At 75.3% G+C, this 17,003-nt stretch carries 15 protein-coding genes; 2 read left to right on the plus strand and 13 right to left on the minus strand.

The genetic code is table 11. The annotated features are described in order from the left end of the window. Positions 1 to 274: 274 nt before the first annotated feature. The 10 genes from ACGFZN_RS03450 to ACGFZN_RS03495 form a co-directional block, all read right to left on the minus strand. On the minus strand, positions 275 to 1,270 hold the full coding sequence (locus ACGFZN_RS03450) for a glycosyltransferase family 9 protein (protein WP_393856791.1): 996 nt from the start codon (positions 1,268 to 1,270) through the stop codon (positions 275 to 277). A gap of 153 nt (positions 1,271 to 1,423) precedes the next feature. Then, entirely contained in the window at positions 1,424 to 3,022 is a 1,599-nt protein-coding gene (locus tag ACGFZN_RS03455) for a PfkB family carbohydrate kinase (protein WP_393856792.1), read from the minus strand. After that, complete coding sequence (locus tag ACGFZN_RS03460; protein ID WP_393856793.1) at positions 3,019 to 3,732, minus strand: SIS domain-containing protein; 714 nt, start codon at positions 3,730 to 3,732, stop codon at positions 3,019 to 3,021. Before ACGFZN_RS03460 ends, ACGFZN_RS03455 begins: the two co-directional genes overlap by 4 nt. Next, positions 3,729 to 4,961, minus strand: coding sequence for a glycosyltransferase (locus ACGFZN_RS03465; protein ID WP_393856794.1), 1,233 nt, complete (start codon positions 4,959 to 4,961; stop codon positions 3,729 to 3,731). The genes ACGFZN_RS03460 and ACGFZN_RS03465 overlap by 4 nt, the downstream gene beginning before the upstream one ends. Continuing rightward, complete coding sequence (locus tag ACGFZN_RS03470) at positions 4,958 to 5,920, minus strand: glycosyltransferase (protein ID WP_393856795.1); 963 nt, start codon at positions 5,918 to 5,920, stop codon at positions 4,958 to 4,960. Before ACGFZN_RS03470 ends, ACGFZN_RS03465 begins: the two co-directional genes overlap by 4 nt. Beyond that, positions 5,917 to 6,927 (minus strand): glycosyltransferase family 9 protein, encoded by a 1,011-nt coding sequence (locus tag ACGFZN_RS03475; protein WP_393856796.1) that lies wholly within the window; start codon positions 6,925 to 6,927, stop codon positions 5,917 to 5,919. Before ACGFZN_RS03475 ends, ACGFZN_RS03470 begins: the two co-directional genes overlap by 4 nt. Beyond that, on the minus strand, positions 6,924 to 7,505 hold the full coding sequence (locus ACGFZN_RS03480) for a D-glycero-alpha-D-manno-heptose-1,7-bisphosphate 7-phosphatase (RefSeq protein WP_393856797.1): 582 nt from the start codon (positions 7,503 to 7,505) through the stop codon (positions 6,924 to 6,926). The genes ACGFZN_RS03475 and ACGFZN_RS03480 overlap by 4 nt, the downstream gene beginning before the upstream one ends. After that, a complete protein-coding gene (locus ACGFZN_RS03485) occupies positions 7,502 to 8,497 on the minus strand; it encodes a glycosyltransferase family 2 protein (RefSeq protein WP_393856798.1) in 996 nt (331 codons plus the stop codon). Before ACGFZN_RS03485 ends, ACGFZN_RS03480 begins: the two co-directional genes overlap by 4 nt. Further along, positions 8,494 to 10,128, minus strand: a complete 1,635-nt coding sequence (locus ACGFZN_RS03490) for a carbamoyltransferase (protein ID WP_393856799.1) — start codon at positions 10,126 to 10,128, stop codon at positions 8,494 to 8,496. Before ACGFZN_RS03490 ends, ACGFZN_RS03485 begins: the two co-directional genes overlap by 4 nt. A 36-nt stretch (positions 10,129 to 10,164) precedes the next feature. Further along, positions 10,165 to 11,223 (minus strand): NAD-dependent epimerase/dehydratase family protein, encoded by a 1,059-nt coding sequence (locus ACGFZN_RS03495; RefSeq protein WP_393856800.1) that lies wholly within the window; start codon positions 11,221 to 11,223, stop codon positions 10,165 to 10,167. 337 nt (positions 11,224 to 11,560) lie between these two features. Here ACGFZN_RS03495 and ACGFZN_RS03500 point away from each other — a divergent pair, with 337 nt between their 5' ends. Both ACGFZN_RS03500 and ACGFZN_RS03505 read left to right on the plus strand, forming a co-directional pair. After that, complete coding sequence (locus tag ACGFZN_RS03500) at positions 11,561 to 12,454, plus strand: polysaccharide pyruvyl transferase family protein (protein ID WP_393856801.1); 894 nt, start codon at positions 11,561 to 11,563, stop codon at positions 12,452 to 12,454. Between the two features lie 101 nt (positions 12,455 to 12,555). Beyond that, on the plus strand, positions 12,556 to 13,122 hold the full coding sequence (locus ACGFZN_RS03505) for a hemerythrin domain-containing protein (protein ID WP_393856802.1): 567 nt from the start codon (positions 12,556 to 12,558) through the stop codon (positions 13,120 to 13,122). 410 nt (positions 13,123 to 13,532) lie between these two features. Here ACGFZN_RS03505 and ACGFZN_RS03510 read toward each other — a convergent pair whose 3' ends face one another. The 3 genes from ACGFZN_RS03510 to ACGFZN_RS03520 all read right to left on the minus strand — a co-directional run bounded on the left by ACGFZN_RS03510 (position 13,533) and on the right by ACGFZN_RS03520 (position 16,680). After that, positions 13,533 to 13,862, minus strand: coding sequence for a DUF3040 domain-containing protein (locus ACGFZN_RS03510; protein WP_393856803.1), 330 nt, complete (start codon positions 13,860 to 13,862; stop codon positions 13,533 to 13,535). Positions 13,863 to 13,961: 99 nt separating this feature from the next. Next, positions 13,962 to 14,387: a VOC family protein gene (locus tag ACGFZN_RS03515; RefSeq protein WP_393856804.1), complete on the minus strand. Its 426-nt coding sequence runs from the start codon at positions 14,385 to 14,387 to the stop codon at positions 13,962 to 13,964. Between the two features lie 31 nt (positions 14,388 to 14,418). Further along, positions 14,419 to 16,680 carry a glutaminase domain-containing protein gene (locus ACGFZN_RS03520; protein WP_393856805.1) on the minus strand — a complete coding sequence of 754 codons (2,262 nt, stop codon included), beginning with the start codon at positions 16,678 to 16,680 and terminating at the stop codon, positions 14,419 to 14,421. Between the last annotated feature and the right edge of the window lie 323 nt (positions 16,681 to 17,003).

Here is a 17,003-nt window from a genome sequence, read left to right on the forward strand (position 1 = left end):
ACTCAGTGGACATGCGCCACCTCCCCTCGGACACCCGACCCGCCCAGCAGGCCGGCCGACCCGGCGCGAGCGATGACGCCGCCACCGACCCGCGAACCCCACGCGGCAACGGCCCCGCGGGCGGTGCCGGGCACGGACTCAGTGGACATGCGCCACCTCCCCTCGGACACCCGACCCGCCCAGCAGGCCGGCCGACCCGGCGCGAGCGATGACGCCGCCACCGACCCGCGAACCTCACGCGGCAACGGCCCCACGGACGGTGCCGGGCACGGACTCAGTGGACATGCGCCACCTCCGGTCGGGCGTCGGGGGCGCCGTCGCGGACCGGCCGCAGCAGGGTCAGGCAGGCCGCGGCGACCTCGCCGGAGCGGATGCGCAGCAGGCGGGCGTCGGGGGTGCGGCCGTGCGGGTCGCCGGGCGGGCCGGGCTTCCACAGGGCCAGGTGGCGGGGGCTCGGGGGCGGGCCCCACAGGCGCGGGGAGACGGGGCCGAACAGGGTGACCGAGGGGGTGCCGTGGGCGACCGCGAGATGCGCCGGGCCGGTGTCGCCGCTGAGCACGAGGGACGACCCGGCGACCAGCGCGGACAGCTCCCCGTACGGCAGGCCGCCGGCGAGCACGTCGCCGGCGGGCTGTCCGCTGCGCTCGGCGACCGAACGCACCAGGGCCTCCTCGCCGGGGCCGCCGGTGAGCACCACGCGGTGGCCGGCGGCGCGCAGGCACCGTACGACGGCGGCGTACCGCTCCCCCGGCCAGCGGCGGGAGCCGGAGGCCGCGCCGGGATGCACGACCACGGCGCCGGGCGCCGGTGACGGCGTGTCCGGCTCGGGGAGGCGCAGGTCCAGGGGGTCGGCCGGGATGCCGTAGGCCCGCAGGAAGGCGCACCAGCGGTCCCGTTCGTGGGCCTGTGCCTGCCAGGGCGGGCCGTCCGGGCAGGCGTGCGCGAGCAGCCGGCGCGGGTGCAGCGCGGCGAGGGCGTCGCGGCTCTCGGGGCCGTTGCCGTGCAGGTCGACCGCCAGGTCGGGCGGCGGTCCGGCCCAGTGCGTGAGGGACGGCACCGCCCGTTCCGGCGCCTCGGCCGGGAACACGGCGTCGACCGCGCCGGTGGCGAGGGCCGCCTCGGTCAGCCCCGGCGGCAGGGCGAGCACGATCCGGTGCCCGGGACAGGCCCGGCGCACACCGCGCAACGCGGGCACACCGGTGAGCAGATCACCGAGGCCCAGGGCGCGCAGGACCAGAACGGTCGGGGGGCGGTGCGGGGTGCGGGTCACCGGATGGGTCCTCCGAAGGGTGCGGGAGCCGGGACTCAACGAACGGGCGGGTACCACGCGACGAGCGGCCGACGCCTTGCCGGTGGTCTACGGCCGCGTGGGCGGGGACGGCATGCGGCGGGCCGGGGCCGGGACTCAGTGCGGCGCCGGCGGTCACCTTGTGCGGCCTGTGGCCGGGCTCGGGCTCTGGGCGGCGCGGCGGGCCAGGCCGGTGGTGGAGCGGCCGTCGAGGTACGGCAGCAGCAGCACCTGGCCGCCCCAGCTCTCCACGAGGGGCTGTTCCGGAAGCTCGGTACGGGCGTAGTCGCCGCCCTTCGCCCAGATGTGCGGGCGGAGTTCGCCGAGGATGCGTTCCGGCGTGTCCTCGTCGAACACGGCGACGGCGTCCACGCACTCCAGTGCGCGCAGCACCCTGACCCGGTCGGCGACGGGCACCAGGGGGCGGCCGGCGCCCTTGCGGCGGCCCACCGAGTCGTCGGAGTTCACGCAGACGATCAGGCAGTCGCCGGCCCGGCGCGCGGCCTGAAGGAGGGCCACGTGCCCGGCGTGCAGCAGGTCGAAGCAGCCGCCGGCGGCGACGACGGTGCCGCCCGCGCTCCGCACCCGGGCCGCCGTGCGCACGGCGTCGCCGGTGGTGTCGCCGTCCCCGGGCGGGGCCTCGGGCGGGTCCGGCTGCCCGGCGGTGGCGACCGCGCGGGCGCCGCCCTCGGCGACATACCGGGTCGCGGCATGTACGGCGGCCTGGACGGCGGCCTCGGTGAGCGCGCCGTCGGCGAGCAGGCCGGCGGCGGTCGCCACGAACCGGTCGCCGGCGCCGCACGGGTCGCCCGCCACGGCGGCCGGGGTAGGCACCAGCAGCGGGGTCGCACCGTGGGAGAGCAGCGCGCCGCGCTCGCCGAGGGTCACGGCGACGGCCCGCGCCCGCCAGGCCCGGACGAGGGTGCGGGCGTCCCGCGCGGCGGCGCCCAGCCCCTCCTCGTCGCCGGACTCACCGGAGCCGAGAACCCCGTGGGACCCGTCCGGGCCCTCCAACCCACCCATGCCCTCAGCCCCCTCGATCCCGCCGGACCCGCCCCCCGCCGCCCCGGGGCCTCCCGGCTCGCCGGGGTCGGTGATCCCTCCCTGCCCGCCTGTCCTCCCGGTGCCGCTCGCCTCGGAGGACCCGGCGTCGTCGGTCAAGTGCCGGGCGAAGGTGCGGGCCTCCTGCGCCGAGGGTGTGACCAGGCGGACGCCGGGGACCGGGGGGAGGCCGCGTACGTGGGGGTCCCAGACCACGGGGGCCGGCGTCCGGGCAAGGGCGTCCCGCAGGACGTCGGCCGTGCCCCGGCCGTAGTCGGCGACCAGGATGCCGCGGGCGCCGGTGATCGCGTCCTCGGCGGCCCCCGTCGCCGCGCGGGCGCGTCCCTCGCCGTCGTCCAGGCGGAGCAGCGGCCGGTCCCCGGCCAGGACACGGGTCTTGCTGCTCAGCGTGCCGTCCAGGGGCACCTCCACCAGTTCGACCCGGCCGGCGAGCAGCTCGCGCAGGGTCTGGCTGGCGCTGTCGTCGCCGAGCGCGGTGACGAGCGTGACCGGGCGGCCGTCCGCGGCGGCGAGGCAGGCGGCGAGGGCCGCGCCGCCGGGGCGGGAGCTGCGCCGGGCGCCGTGCACCACCGGGACGGGGGCGTCCGGGGCCAGACGCTCGGCCCGGCCGCACAGGTCGTGGTCGAGCAGTGCGTCGCCGACGACGACCAGAGGGGTGCGGGTGCTCGTCATGTCTGTCCCTTCCGGTGCGCGGCGGGCGCGACGGTGCGGGCCCGGCCGACGAGCCGGCCGACGACGCCCGGCCTGCCGTCCACCCCGTCGCCGCCGGCCCTACCGGCCGCTCCGCGCTCGACGGCCTGGTCGAACGCCTCGCACAGCATGTGCACGGCGACCAGGTGGAGTTCCTGCACGGTGGCGGCCACCGGCGCGTCCACGCACAGGGCTTCGTCGGCGCCGAGCTGGAGCGGGTTGGGGGCGCGGCCGGTCAGCGCCCACACCGTCATGCCCAGGCGGTGGGCGCAGTCGGCGGCGGCCAGCAGGTTGGCGCTCGCGCCGCTGGTGGACAGCAGCATGAGCACGTCCCCGCGGCGGCCGTGCGCTGCGGTCTGCCGGGCGAACACCTCCTGGACGCCGTAGTCGTTGGCGATCGCGGTGGTGGAGGAGGTGTCGGCGTGCAGGGCGACCGCGGAGAACGGCGGCCGGTCGTCGCGGTAGCGGCCGACGAGTTCGGCGGTCAGGTGCTGGGCCTGGGCGGCGCTGCCGCCGTTGCCGGCGACGAGCAGCCGGGCTCCGGCGCCCAGCCTGCGGGCGAGTTCGCCGCCCCAGCGTTCGATGAGGGGGCCGTGGCCGCGGAAGGCGTCCAGGGCCTTCGCGAGGTCGTCGCAGTGAGTGGCGCCCACCTCGGTGTCCACGGCGGTCTTGGTGTCGCTGTCGGTCTTCATCGCACCACTCCCGAGAGCGAGGGGATCGAGGAGACGGCGCCGTACACCGCGGCCACGCCGTCGGCCACCCGGTCCCATGTGTAGTGGGTCAGCACGCGCCGCCGGCCGGCGGCCCCGTACCGGGCGAGCCGTTCGGGGTCGGCGAGGAGGGCGCGCACGGCCGGCCCGAGGTCGTAGTCCTCGTCGGCCGGCACCAGGACGCCGGTGGTGCCGTCCACGACCGTGTCGAGCTGGCCGCCGACGGCGGTGGCGACGACCGGGGTGGCGCAGGCCATGGCTTCCAGCGGGACGATGCCGAACGGCTCGTAGCGCGGCAGTGACAGCACGAGGTCGGCGTCGGCCATCAGGGCGGGCATCCGGTCCCGGCCCACCGCGCCGAGCAGGGTGACGCGGTCGGCGACGCCGTACTCGGCGGCGATCGCGGACAGGCGGCGGGCCTCGGGGTCGGTGCCGAGCAGGCCGGCCTCGGGGCCGCCGGCGACGACCAGTTCGGCGTCGGGAATGGCGGCGAGGGCGCGGATGGCGCGGTCGAAGCCCTTGCGGGGCACCAGCCGGCCGACGGACAGCAGCCGTTTGCGGGCGCCGGCGGGCCGCAGCCGCGCGGCGGGCCGGAACTGGTCGGGGTCGACGCCGCAGGGCACGATGCTGATCCGGTCCTCGTCCAGGCCCATGGCCTTCAGCTCGGCGACCTCGTCGCTGCAGGTGGCGATGATGCGCGCGCAGTCGTGGCCGACGGCCTCCTCTATGGCGAGGCGCTGCGGCGGGCTGGTGTCCGAGGCACCCTGATAGCGCTTCTTCACGGTGCCGAGCGCGTGGTAGGTCTGCACGACCGGTACGCCCGTCTCACGGGCCCCGGCGAGGGCGGCCAGGCCGGACATCCAGAAGTGGGCGTGCACCACGTCCGGTGGGCTCAGCGACCACTCCTGGGCCAGGAAGGCGCCGAACTCGCTCATGTGCGGCAGGAGTTCGTCCTTGGGGACGGGGGTGGGCGGCCCGGCGGGCACGTGCACCACCTGCACCCCGTCGTCGAGGGTCACCCGGTCCGGCAGGTCCGCCGAGTCCCGCCGGGTGTACACCGTGACCCGGTGTCCCTTTCTGGCGAGTTGCCGGGCGACCTGGGCGACGTACACGTTCTGGCCGCCGGCGTCGGGTCCGCCGAGCGCGGCCAGCGGGCTGGCGTGCTCGGACACCATGGCGACGCGCCCGGCCGGGTGGCGGGTACGGCTCATCGGGTGACCTCCTTGATCAGGCGCTCCCAGTCGTCGAGGAAGCGCCGCTCTCCGTAGCGGGCCTGTGCCGCCGCCCGGGCGGCCGCGCCGGTGCGGCGGGCGAGCGCGGGGTCGGCGAGAAAGGCGCGTACGGCGTCCTCCAGTACGTCGAGGCGGTTCGACACCACCCCGGCGCCGTCGGGGACCGCCTCGCGCACCTCGGTGGTGTCGAGGGCGACCACCGGCATGCCCAGGAACATCGCCTCCAGCAGCGACAGCCCGAGCGAGGTCCAGCGCACGGGGTGCAGATAGAGGCGGCAGCGGGCCATCTCCCGGTGCAGCTCGTGCTGGGGCAGGTCACGGGTGCGGCAGCGTCCGGGCGGCAGGCCGAGGTGGTCGGCGAGCCCTTCGGTGCGCATGCCGAAGACGTCCAGGGGTGCGCAGCGGGCGAACCGGGGCAGCAGGTCGGTGCCGGTGGTGCGGCCCCTGCGCACAGGTTCGTTGACCACGACGGCGGCGCGCCGCTCGGTGCCGGTGTACAGCGGGCCGGGGTCGATGATGCCGTGCTCGACGACCTCGGTCGGGGCCCGGCCGCTGTCCCACATGAGCCGGTTGAAGTGGGTGACGTGCACGACCGGGATCGCGGACTGCGCGGCCAGCGGGTGGGGCTGGCGTTCGGGTGTCTCGTCGGGGCTGTTGTGCTCGACGTACACGGCGGGCACGTCCACGCCGGGCCGGCGGCCGGTCCAGCGCAGGGCCAGGTCGAGTTCGTGCGGCCGCTGCAGCACCATCAGGTCGATGTCGGCGTCCCGGAGCTGCTCCGGGGTGCGTTCCTCGACGGTCCGCGGCCAGTCCCAGGTCACGGCGCGGCCGAGCCCGTCGGGTCCGCGGTCCTCGGTGACCGGGACCAGGTAGGTGTGCGGGCCCTGCACGAAGGCGGTGAGCCACGATCCGTGCACGTGCCAGACGAGGATGTTCATGAGTGCCGCTCCTGGATGAGCTTGTGCACCGCGCGCACCACGTCCTGCCCGGTGACCTCGTCCAGGCAGGGGTGTCCGGGCACGGGACAGGTCAGGGCCCGGGAGTTCGCGCACGGCGCCGACTGGTCGCCGAGCAGGATGGTGGGCACGCCGTACGGCGCCCAGCGCTCGGCGGGCACCACCGGCGCGAACAGGGACACCACGGGGGTGCCGACGGCGGCGGCGAGGTGGGCGGGTCCGGTGTTGGCGCTGATCACGACGTCGGCCATGCGCAGCACGCCGGCCAGGGTGCGCGGGGAGGTGCGGCCTCCGAGGTCGACGGCCAGGTCGCCGCTGACGCAGCGGGTGAGCACCCGCTCGTGCGGGCCGCCGGTGACGACCACGCGGTGCCCGGCGTCGGTGAGCAGGCCGACCGCCTCCGCGCAGCGCCGCGGGCTCCAGGCGCGGGCGGGGGCGCTGGCCCCGGGGTGCAGGACGACGTACGGGCCGTAGCCGGTCAGGGAGCCGGTGTCGGGGGGCGGCAGGACGCGCAGCCTGCCGCAGTCCCCGGCGGGCAGCCGGAAGCCCATGGCGGCCGCGGTGTCCAGGGCCGCCTCCGCCTCGTGCCGGCCGGGCAGCCTGCGGTGCCGTACGTCGAGCAGCCGTCCGGGGTGGTCGACGCTGTCGGCGCCGATCCGGCGCACGCCCGCGAGGCGCAGCAGCAGGGCGGTGGGCAGGGGGCTCTGGTGGAAGGAGGTGAGGACGAGCGCGGAGTCGAAGGCGCCGGCGCGGAGCCGGGCGGCCAGCGCGTCGATGTCCTCCGGGTCCACGTCCGGCGGGTCGAAGCCCTCCCAGGGCGCCTCCCAGACCACCACGTCGTCGACGCCGGGCAGCAGTTCCGCGGCGTCGGCGCCGCGCGGCCCGCACAGCAGGGTGACGTGGGTGCTGTGGGCGGCGACGGCGCGCACGGCCGGGCCGGCGAGCAGCACGTCGCCGAAGCTGTCGAGCCGGACGACGAGGGACCTCATGGCGACGGCCTCCCCTCCGGGACCGCCGCCCGCGGCGGGAGCGGGCGCGCCTGCTCCGGGGCGGCCGCGAGCGCGTCGCGTACGGCGGTGAGCAGGTCGGGGGCGCTGTCCGCGGCGAAACGTGCCACCTCCGCGGGCGCCGTGGCCGGGTTGGGTACGAGCACCCCCCGGGCGCCCGCCGCGCGGGCCGCCAGCACGTCGGCGGCGATGTCGCCGATCACCAGGCACCGGGCGGGCGGGACGCCGAGGTGCGCGGCGGCCGTGTGCACCAGTCCGGGGCGCGGTTTGCGGCAGTCGCAGCCGGCGTCCGGGGCGTGCGGGCAGAACACCCAGGTGTCCAGGCCGCCCAGCAGGGTGTCGGCGCGCTCGTTGACCCGGTGGACCTGGTCGGCGGTGAGCAGTCCGCGTCCGATGCCGGACTGGTTGCTGATCACCCCGGTGGCCAGGCCGTGGGACCGGGCGAGGGCGACGGCCTCGGCGGCGCCGGGCAGCAGCCGGACGCGGTCGGGGTCGCCGTTGTAGGGCACGTCCGCCACGAGGGTGCCGTCGCGGTCGAACAGGACGGCGCTCACGGTCATCCGGCGCCTCCCAGGGGTCGGGCGTGCCGGTGGCGGACCACTCCGCGCAGCCAGTGCCGGACGGCGAGGGGCGGTATGAGCACGCTGGTGCCGGCCATCGAGGCGATCTCGCGGGCGGTGCGGGGGCCGGGCAGGATGCGGGCGAGGGCGAACTCGGCGGTGCCGAGCGTCCACAGGGCGGCGCAGAGGGCCGCGGCGCGGCGGCGGCCGGCGAGGGCGCAGCCGGCGGCGGCCAGCGCGGCGCCGGTGACGGCCAGGTGGCGGGGCAGCCTGCCGCGGGGCGCCTCGGCGCGGCTCCACCAGTCGCGGCCGTGCAGCCGGTTCATCAGCGCGTCGTCGGCGTTGCCGCGCTGGGCGGGCAGCGAGGCCCACCAGTGGGCGGGGCGCACCGGGTGGCGGGTGACGCGCCGGCCGCGGTGCAGCGTCCAGCCGGCCCGCTGCACCCGCAGGGCGAGGTCGGCGTCCTCGCGGAAGGCGCGCGGGAAGCGCTCGTCGAAGCCGCCGGCCCGGGTGAGCGCGTCGGTGCGGTAGGCCATGTCGGCGGTGGCCCAGGCGGCGTTCTCCAGGCCCTTGGTGCCTCGTTCCCAGTCGGTGGGCCGGCGGTCCAGGGGCAGGGGGACATGCAGCTGCCCCTGGATGCCGCCGACGTCCTCCCCGGCCTCCCGCAGGTCCTCGGCGAGCAGCCGGGACCAGTCCGGGAGCACCTGGACGTCGTCGTCGAGGAAGACCGTCCAGGGGGTGGTGACGGTGCGCCAGCCGGCGTTGCGGGCGGCGGCCGGGCCCTTGCCGCCGGTGCGCAGGGTGCGTATCCGTTCGCGCAGCGGCCCGGCCGCGTCCAGCGGCAGTGCGCCGTCGGGTGCGGGCCGGTCGTCGACGACGATCACCTCGTGCGGCGGGGGGCCCTCGGCCTCGGCGAGCGCGCGCAGGCACTCGGCGAGGCAGGGGCGGCCGATCGTCGGGACGACGACGGTGTAGGCGGGCGCGCCGGTCATGCGAACGCCTTCCCGCGGCGGACCGCGAACGGGCCGAGCACCAGCAGGTCCACGGGTGCGGAGCCGAAGCACTCCAGGGCGTCGCGCGGGTCGTCGACCATGGGCCTTCCGGCGGTGTTCAGGCTGGTGTTGACGACCACGGGCAGCCCGGTGCGCCGCTCGAACCCGTCGATCACGCGGGCCACCAGGGGTTCCTGGGCGCGGTCGACGGTCTGGATGCGCGCGGTGCCGTCGACGTGGACGACGGCCGGGATGCGGGCCTTCCATTCGGCGGCCACGTCGTGCACGAAGAGCATGTGCGGGCTGGGCAGCGGGCCGTCGAAGATCTCGGCGGCGCGCTCGGCGAGCACCATGGGCGCGACGGGCCGGAACTCCTCGCGTCCCTTGACGGCGTTGAGGCGTTCCAGGTTCTCCGCCTTGCCGGGGTGGGCGAGCAGGGAGCGGTGGCCGAGGGCGCGCGGCCCGTACTCGCTGCGGCCCTGGAACCAGGCCACGATCCCGTCGGCGGCGAGCGCCTCGGCGGCGGTCTCGGCGATGTCTGCGGGCTCCTCGTACGGTACGGCGGCCCGCTCCAGCCACTGCCGCAGTTCGCCGTCGCTCCAGCCCCGGCCGAGCGCGGCCGTCGGCATCGGCTCCAGGGTGTCCTTCTGGCCCGCCACATGGGCGGCCGCGCCGAGGGCCGTACCGGCGTCTCCGGCGGCCGGCTGCACCCACACGTGCTCGAAGCCGCTCTCCCGCCACAGCCGGGTGTTGGCGACGCAGTTCAGCGCGACCCCGCCGGCCAGGGTGAGGGCGTCCTCGCCGGTGTGCTCGCGCAGCCACCGGGCGAGGGCGAGCATGGCCTCCTCCAGGCAGAGCTGGGCGCTGGCGGCGAGGTCGGCGTGGTCCTGGCTCCAGGAGCCGCCGGCCGGGCGCGGCGGGACGAACTCGGCCCAGGGCACAGGCCGGGCCCGGAACCCGCCGTCGTCGCCGGGGCGGACGTACTCCCGCAGCCGCTCGGCGAAGCGCGGGGTGCCGTAGGAGGCGAGCGCCATCACCTTGAACTCGTCGCTGCTGCGCAGGAATCCGAGGTGCTGGGTGAGGTCCTCGTAGAACAGGCCGAGGGAGTCGGGCAGTTCCTGGGTGCGCAGGACGGTCAGCTCGCGGTCGGTGTAGCGGCCGGCCAGGTGGGAGCCGCATTCGCCGCGGCCGTCCAGGACGAGCACGGCGCAGTCCGGGTACGGCGAGACGGGTCCGGCGGAGGCGGCGTGCGCCACGTGGTGGGGGACGAACCTCACCTTGGCCGGGTCGAGGCCGGGAAGGGCCTCGGCGAGGAAGCCGGGGGCCTGGCGGGCGTACTCCTGGCGGAGGTGGTCCCAGGGGTCGGTCAGGCCCATCGCCTCGGCGGGCCGGGCGAGCGCGGGGTCGTAGGAGTAGGCGACGGCGTCCAGGTCGGACGGGGTGAGGCCGGCCTGCTGCAGGCACCAGCGGGCCGACTGCTCCGGCAGCTCCCACGCGGAGAAGGGCACGGGCCGTTTGCCGTGCTTGCGGCGCGAGAACCGCTCCTCCTCCGCCGCCGCCACGACCGTGCCGTCGGTGATCAGAGCGGCCGCGGGGTCGTGGAAGAGTGCGTTGATACCGAGGACGTGCATGCGGTGTCTCTCTCCTGGGCGGCGGGCGGTCGGGGGTCAGGGCTGCGACGCGGGCGCGCCTCCCGGGGGCCGCGCGGCCGGCTCCCGCACCGGCGCGCCTTCGGGGGGCGTGGTGGCCGGCTCGTCCTGCGGCTGCTGCGCGGCGAAGTAGGCGATGGTCTGCTTCAGGCCCTCCTCCCAGGGGATCTGCGGCGACCAGCCGAGCAGTTCCCGGGCGAGGGCGGTGTCGGGGCGGCGCCGGCCGGGGTCGTCCACGGGCCGGTCGACGAACGCGATGGGTGAGCGGGAGCCGGTGAGGGCGACCACCCGGCGGGCCAGGTCGGCGACGGTGATCTCGTCGCTGCCGCCTATGTTCACCGGCCGCACGGACCTGCTCGCGGCCACCCGCAGGATGCCGTCGACGGTGTCGTCCACGTAGCACAGCGAACGGGTCTGGCTGCCGTCGCCGGTCACCGTGAGCGGTTCACCGGCGAGCGCCTGGCAGATGAAGGTGGGCACCGCGCGGCCGTCGTGGGCCCGCATCCTCGGGCCGTAGGTGTTGAACAGCCGGACGATCCCGGCGTCGGTGCCCCTGGTTCCGGCGTGGGCGGTGACCAGCGCCTCGGCGAACCGCTTGGACTCGTCGTACACGCTGCGCGGCCCGACCGGGTTCACGTTGCCCCAGTAGCCCTCGTGCTGCGGGTGGACCAGCGGGTCGCCGTAGACCTCGGAGGTGGAGGCGAGCAGGAAGCGCGCGCCGTCGCGGTCGGCGATCGTGAGCGCGTTGCGGGTGCCGAGACTGCCGGCGTCGAGGGTCTCCAGGGGCAGCCGCAGGTAGTCGGCGGGCGAGGCCGGGCAGGCGAAGTGCAGCACCAGGTCGTACGGCCCCGGCAGGCGCCGCACGCAGTCGGACGCGGAGACGTCCACCTCGACGAACCGGAAACCGGGCCGGTCCCCGAGGTGGGTGACGTTCTCGCGCCGCCCGCAGACCAGGTTGTCGGCGCAGTCGACTTCGACCCCCGAATCCAGCAGCCGTTCGCACAGATGGGAGCCGAGGAAGCCGGCGCCGCCGGTCACGAGAGCGCGCCGCCAGGGAAACGGTGTGTCACCAGTCATGGGGGCTGTTCCTTCGTCCACGTCGTCGCGCCCCGGGAACGCTCCTGCCTGGGCGTTCGGCGCGTACCGCGTCGCCGGGCCGGGCTCGTCGGCCCGCGCTCGGGGATCGGGGACAGGGCTCGGGTCCCGCTGGTCCGGAGGACCGCCCTGTACGGCCGCCGCTGGCTGGACGGCACTGGCAGCAGAGTGCCCCTGCCAGTTGGTTTCACACGTTGGATTCTTATTCTCCGGAACCACGGGTACTCGCGCGACTCCGGCGTCACACGGAAGACGTCCGGCACCGCACGCCACGCCAGGCGCAGGCCGCGGGAGAGGCCCGGACAGGGCGGGAGAGGGCATGCACGACGAGATCACCGCCGCGCTGCTGGGCGCCCTGCGGCGTCCCGGCCGGCCTCCGCGGCGCGTCCTGCTGACCGGCTGGTTCAGTTTCCGGGACGGCGAGGCGACCGCCGGGGACGTGCTCGCCGAGCGGCAGGTGTCGGCCGCGCTGACCCGGGCGGGCATCCGGCACGACACGGCGTGGAGCCCCGGGTTCCGGCCGGGCGCGCTGTCGCTGGAGACGGCGCGGCCGGAGGCGTACGACACCCTGCTCTTCGTGTGCGGGCCGGTGCACGGGCCTCAGGTGGCCGCGCTGCATGCCAGGTTCGGGACCTGTCGGCGACTGGCAGCCGGGGTTTCGGTCGTCGATCCGGCGGATCCCGCGGCCACGGGTTTCCATGAGATCGTCGCCCGGGACGGCGCCGCGGCCCCGGCCCGGTACGATCTCGCCGCCACGGCCCCGGCGGGCCCGCTGCCGCCGGTCGCCGCGGTGGTGCTCTCGCACGGGCAGGGCGAGTACGGTGCCCGCCGCCGCCACGAGGAGGTCAACGCCGGGATCACCGGCTGGCTGGCCGGGAAGGACTGCGCGCGGATGCCGGCCGACACCCGGCTGGCCTCGGACGACTGGCGGCTGTGCGGCACGGCCGAGCAGTTCCTGGCGCTGGTCTCCCGCTGCGACCTCGTCGTCACCACCCGGCTGCACGGCCTGGTGCTGGCCCTGCGCACCGGCACACCGGTGATCGCCGTGGACCCGGTGGCGGGCGGCGCCAAGGTCACCGCCCAGGCGCGGGCGGTGGGCTGGCCGGCGCTGGTGGACGCGGCGGAGCTGCGCGAGGAGGCGCTGGACCACTGGTGGCGGTGGGTGCTGTCGGAGCCGGGCCGGACGGCCGCGGCCCGCCACTCGATGGGCTGACGCGGCGCGGGCGGGCCGTGTAGCGCGCCGCACGGGGGGCACTCGACGCGGCGACGGCAGGCCGTCATGGGCCGCCGCGATGTCTCGCAGGAGGTAAGGACATGGGTCACGGCGGAAACGTCATCCAGGAGCTGACGACCGATCACCGCGAGGTCGAGGAGATCTTCGGCCGCATCGAGGCGCTGCCGCCCGGTTCCAAGGAGCGCAAGGACCTGGCCGACCAGGCCACGATCGAGCTGGTACGGCACTCGGTCGCGGAGGAGGCCTATCTGTACCCGGCGGTGCGCGAGCACATCACCGGCGGGGACGCCCTGGCCGACAAGGAGCTCGAGGACCATGCCAAGGCCGAGCAGATCATGAAGGACCTGGAGGGCTGCCAGGCGGACGATCCGCGCTTCGACTCGCTCATGACGCAGCTGATGAGCGAGATCCGGTCCCACATCACGGACGAGGAGCAGAACCTCTTCCCCCGGCTGGAGGCCGCCTGTCCCCCCGACGCGCTGATGGACCTCGGTGACAAGGTGCGCCGCGCGAAGAAGACGGCCCCCACCCGCCCGCACCCCTCCGCCCCGGACACTCCCCCGGCCAACAAGCTCCTGGCCCCCGGAGCCGGCCTGGTCGACCGCATGCGCGACGCCCTGACGGGCCGCGGCAAACACGAGAGCTGACAGCCACGGGGGCTGGCTGTACGGGGACGGGGTGGCGCGCCCGGGCGAGGGCGGCGCTACCTCGCGGGGCGGTCCGCGCCGGGCCTGCCGGCCCGGGCTCGCCGGCGTGGGCTGAGGGGCCTGGGCGGTACGTGCCGTCCCGGCAGGCGATGAGGCGCGGAGAGCGGTGCGGCCGGGTGCCGGTGCTGAACGCTGCGGAGGGGAGCCGATCGGCCCGGCTGGTACCGGGGCGGTCCGGGTGTGGGGACTCCGGTGCGGCCCCGGCGTGGGGCCCGCCCCGCCCTAGCGGTGTGGGTCGGCCTCCACGACCGCTCCTCGCCTCGATCCCCGTTACCCACAGGCCCTTCCACCCCCGTTCCCCGCAGGCCCTGCCAAACCCCGGATGCCGCGACGCGAGTGGTGCCTCCCGTTCAGAACCACGGTCGCGTGGACTCTCCTTGGTGGGTGCGGTGTCGTACTGTCCGGCACAGGAGGCGGAAGGCCTGGACGAGGGTGAGCGGCCAGAGGATCGCGAAGCAGCACAGCAGTGCGGGGTCCGAGGTCCGGACGCCCATGACGGCCGCGAACGCCGACGCGGCCCCAAGCAGCAGCACCGCGACGGGCAGCCACACCTCCCGCCGGCCGCCACTCATGCGGCGCGCGAACCGGCGGTCCCGCCGCAGGTCCGTCTCGATCCGCACGAGCGCGAGCCGTTCGCGCAGCGACAGCCGTACGTCGTCGTGCATCTCCCAGTCGTCCACGGCAACGGCACCTCCTCCGCCGGTCAGCGGCTCCGCCCCGCAGACCCGAGTTCCCCGGAACCGCCCGCCCGATACGGAATCCGTTCCGCGCCCCGGCCCTCAGTCGAGACAGAACTCGTTGCCCTCGACGTCCTGCATCACGATGCACGAATCGTTGTCGTCGGCCAGCAGTTGCACGCGTACCGCGCCGAGCGCGACCAGCCGTGCGCATTCGGCCTCGAGCCTGGCCAGGCGCTCCGCCCCCACCAGCCCGGTGCCCACCCGCACGTCGAGATGGACCCGGTTCTTGACGGCCTTCCCCTCGGGAACCCGCTGGAAGAACAGTCGCGGGCCGACGCCCGAGGGATCGGCGCAGGCGAACCACGAACCCCGGTCCTCGGGCGGCCGCGAGCGGTCGAAGTCGTCCCACGTGGCGAACCCCTTCGGCGGCGACACGACATACCCCAGCACCTCGCACCAGAAACGAGCGACGCGCTCGGGTTCCGCGCAGTCGAAGGTGACCTGGAACTGCTTGACCGTTGACATGCGCGCACCCTAACAACGCGACCGCGGCCTGCTAGCGGCGCAGGCTCAGCAGCGCGAACACGCCGCCGACCACCGGGCGGCTCTGGAAGCCGCTCTGGGTGTTCGCCGCGGTGTCGTACCAGTCGGTGAACGGCACGCGGGACGGCGAGGTGTGCGCGAACCGGTAGAGCGCGGAGATCAGCACGTCGCTGACGGGGTGGTCGCGCAGCCACGCGGCCGTCCACATCTCCCAGTCGCCCTTGGTGTAGCTGTGCCGCGGGTCGAGCGGGACGCCGAACTGGTTGGCCTGCGCCAGGTACCAGTCGCCCTCCTTGTGGGCCACGTCGCGCGGTACGAGGTTCAGCCCGAGGAGCGAGTCCGGGTACCCGTTGTACTTCAGGCTCCAGGTGCCGGGCTGGTCGTAGGCGAGCCTGAGATGGTCGTTGCCGGTGTCCTGGGCCTTGTCCACCCACTGGCCGATGTAGTCGCGGGCGGTGCCGCCGTAGCGGGAGCTGTCGGAGGAGTTGCCGGCCGCGGTCGCGATCCGGCCCATGGCGCCGATGGCCAGGATGCCCTTCAGGGCGAGGTTGGCGCTGTGGGCGATGAAGCCGGTGAAGTCGTCGGTCTGGTTCTGGTAGCCCGGGTCGAGGGCGTTGTCCACGAGGTAGTCGGCCCACTGCTTGAGGATCGTGTAGTGCGCGGAGGCGAACGCGGCGGCCGTGGCGGAGCTGGTGCGCGCCAGGTAGGCGGCGGTCATCAGCAGCATGTTGGCGGACTCCTCGACCGGCATGTCCTCTTCGTTGCCGTCGTTGTGCCCGCTTGCGTTCGGGTAGCTGGAGCCGAGGTCGTGTTCGGCGAACTTCTTGGGCCAGCCGCCGTTCTCCGCGTAGTCGAAGAGCGGTTCGAGGAGCAGGCCGAGGTACTGCGGGTCCAGGTAGAGGAACACCGGCATGGCCGGGTAGGTCACGTCGATGGTCGAGACGTTGCCGTCGGAGGAGATCTCCTTCAGGAACGCCCAGGGTCTGCCCTTCCTGCTGACCAGTTCGGTGCCCGCGTACGCCTGCCGCAGGGCGAGCGCGCACAGCGCGGCGTACTGCGCGCCGCCCGCGGCCGTCGCCTCCGTGCGGACCTTGCGGTCGAGGGCCGCGGTGCGCTTCTGCGCCCCGGCCGCGTCGGAGTGGAAGAAGGCCGTCATGTCCTGCCAGTTCGACCAGTACGACCTCCACAGCGGGGGCAGTTGCTCGCCGAGGTAGCTGACCGCGGGCTCGCGGACGTGCCCGACCGACAGCAGGGCGCGGGTCGAGTCGCGGACGCTGCCGAGGTCGAAGCGGAAGGCGAAGACCGGCCAGTTGTCGTTGATGGAGCGCGGCTGCCGGGTGTCGGCGGAGTCGGCCAGCGCGTGTCCGGACAGCGCGGTGGCGCGGACGCTGGTGTCCGAGCCGATCTGCCAGCTCAGCCCCGGGCGGTCGGTGGCGCTCCACACCACGGTTCCCCAGGAGGCCATGTCGCCGTTCTCCTTGAGGACTCCGGGGCTGTCCGGGGCGAAAGACAGGGAGGTCGCCGTGGTGCCGCCGGAGCCGGACAGCCGCTGCTGGGACCAGCGGATCTTCGTCCCGGAATCGCCCGAGGCCCACTCGCCGGAGATGTCGAGGTACAGCGAGACGTCGTGCGCCTGGCCGTCGGAGCTGCGCACGTCCGCGATGACGTACGACAGCGGCATCGACTGGCGGCGCAGGTCGCCCGGTTCGACCGGGGAGAGGAACGTCAGGGTCAGTTCCGCGCCGCCCGCCTCGAAGACGAACTCCGAGCGGGTCGCGGTGAGGGTCAGCGAGCGCTGCACCGCGCCGCGGGAGAGCGGGTGGTCGGGGACGTTGGGCGCACCCAGGAACAGGTAGTTGGTGCCGTCGACCCGGATGACGCCGGTCATGGCGGTGGTGCGGCCCGTCCAGAACGACGGCCAGTGGCCGGTCGGCAGATCGGCGTTCAGCCATGTGCTCAGGTACGGCGAGCGCACGGCCAGCGGTACGGCGGGGGGCCGGATCGGCTCGAAGGACGGAGCCGCCGGGCCGGGGAAGCGGCTGCCGGAGGAGGCGGGGACGGCCGTGGACGCCTGCTGCGGCCGGGCTTCGGCGGCCTGCGCGCTGGGGGCGAAGCCCGGCAGCAGACCGGCGCCGGCCGCACCGAGGCCGGCGCCGGTCCACCGGATGAGACCGCGGCGGCTGAGTCTTCCGTCCGCGGCGCCGGGACCGGCCGGGGAGTCGGGGGTGTTCGAGTCGTTCGCAGGCAGCTCGGTGTTGTCGTTCCTTGGTGTCATTCGGTTCTCCTGGAGGAGCCGCTCGGGGAAGACGGTGAAGAACTGGCGGGGGCGGGCAGGGCGGTGGTGCGCCTCGGTCCGCCGGAGGGAGCCGTGAGGGGACGACGCGACGGCCCCGGCATCGGGCACGGGGCAGAGCGTGAAGGCCGCGGAAGGGTCGCCACTACAACGATAGAAAAGCGAGCAGCACGATGACAGCACAGCCTCGTTGCCGTGTCCACCCTTCTGCGCGGACCGGATCACCGGCCGCGGGTCCCACGCAGCGGCCGTACACAACTATCCCTGTCAGCTGGGAATTTGAGGATTGCAAGGGCTTCTGATGA

This window comes from Streptomyces sp. NPDC048192 (assembly GCF_043202415.1).
In the GTDB taxonomy this organism is placed as follows: domain Bacteria; phylum Actinomycetota; class Actinomycetes; order Streptomycetales; family Streptomycetaceae; genus Streptomyces.